We start from the raw sequence: 1,638 nt of genomic DNA on the forward strand, positions 1-1,638 counted from the left end.
GCAATTAATATTTATAAAAGTAGGATTGTTAATGAGTGCAGAGGTATTTAGTCGTTAATCATTACTTAAAATTTTATCTAGTTGTCCCGCTCTCATTTTTATATAGATACTTCTAATAAAGTACTTAAGAAAACTGTACTATTACAGGTGTTTTAAAATAACTATAACGAGAAACAAATGAAATTATTAACTGTAGCAACTTTAATAGTTGCTTCATCGACAGCTTTTGCACGCCCTGCACCGTTAGTGTCTATTCCTACTCATGATACCTTTTTTAATAGTATTGCAGCGCATTGCGGTAAAGCTTTTGAAGGTGAAGTAGCGGTAGATAACGCGAAAGGCCCAAGCTCATTTACAGATAAAAAACTGGTTATGCATGTACGTAAATGTAGTGAGACTGAGTTACAAGTACCGTTTCATGTAGGAGACGATGCATCACGTACGTGGATCATAACTAAAACGGGGCAATCTTTTAGCAAAACTGAATGGATGAATTAGTACTTGGTGTTTGGGGCACTCGTTATCATATGCAAATTCATCGTCGGCATTTGTGCCAATATTAATAATGGCTTGTTCAAAATTGATAAAATTAAGGGGTTTGATATCAGCTGATTTTTTTGGCTATTTAAAAGCGATGTTTTATATTGAGGAAATAATGGATTTACTGAAAAGTTATATTTGATGTCCATAAGCATTAGTTCTTGATGCTGTTGCTCGTGGTGTAACCCAAGTTCAATAATATCTTTAATGTGCGGGTTAACGTCAGTCTTAAGTAATTCAATCACGCGGCTATCTACATGTTCTCTGTAAGCTAGCACTTCGTCTAAACCTGGCCTAGATAAGCTTCCTCTGTTTGCCCGTTTAAATTGATCTCCAATCCCATTGTAGTAAGAATTAAAAAGCATTTTGTAGTGAGGATTAAACACTGCGTACTGTTTACAATGAACACTAAGTAAAAACGTTTCAAAAAACCACGTGGTATGCGCTAAATGCCATTTAGTAGGACTGGCATCAGCCATAGCTTGTAATTGGCAATCTTCTACAGTGAGTGGTTCAATAATAGCTAGGCTTTCGTCTCTAACGCTGCAAAAGCGTTTAACAAGTTCGTTTTGATTGGTATCGTTTGTAACGCTTTCACGCATAATAGTATTAATCCTTTGCCTATCTATTTATAAAATATAGCTTAGGGCATGCTGAGCTTTTTGGATTGAAATTTGTTCAATCTAGAGGCGATTAAATCGCGGCACGAGGTTTGTAACCTAGTGGGCTAAGTAAAAACCGAGTAACAAAGAGTTAATCGTCCCTAGAAAGAACCCAAAGGGCAGTGTATGTTTGGTATTTATGCTGCGTTATCGCCTATTTATGGGGAATGACCACACTACATAGGCTCTGCCTTGCCTAAAAACCAAACATACTACTGTAAATTCAATCGCCAAAATTCAACATGCCCTAATGTTGTGTTAAATCATATTCATATTACAACTTGATTAAAGGTGCTTATCGGCTTATAAATTTATAATAGCCTTGAAGAGAAATTTGCTCTTTGCTAACCGGTCTTTGATTATTCTTACGTGCATGCAAGCATGAAAAATAACGCATAAGCTGTTACCGAACCGCTAAGCTATAAACCTAGGAGCG

Annotated in this window: 1 protein-coding gene and 1 pseudogene; one reads left to right on the top strand and one right to left on the bottom strand. The window is 36.4% G+C overall.

The genetic code is table 11. The annotated features are described in order from the left end of the window. Positions 1-177: 177 nt before the first annotated feature. Positions 178-477, top strand: a pseudogene (locus H5072_RS18845) (hypothetical protein); the annotation flags it as partial. A 17-nt stretch (positions 478-494) separates the two neighbouring features. Here the strand turns inward: H5072_RS18845 and H5072_RS18850 are convergent. Beyond that, positions 495-1,142 carry a DinB family protein gene (locus H5072_RS18850; RefSeq protein ID WP_259395993.1) on the bottom strand — a complete coding sequence of 216 codons (648 nt, stop codon included), beginning with the start codon at positions 1,140-1,142 and terminating at the stop codon, positions 495-497. Positions 1,143-1,638 lie beyond the last annotated feature (496 nt).

Source organism: Pseudoalteromonas sp. SR45-5 (assembly GCF_014163565.1).
In the GTDB taxonomy this organism is placed as follows: Bacteria; Pseudomonadota; Gammaproteobacteria; order Enterobacterales; family Alteromonadaceae; genus Pseudoalteromonas; species Pseudoalteromonas distincta.

Bases quoted from the DNA above. Each gene is read 5' to 3' on its own strand.
- H5072_RS18850 (WP_259395993.1), bottom strand. From the start codon at position 1,142: ATGCGTGAAAGCGTTACAAACGATACCAATCAAAACGAACTTGTTAAA.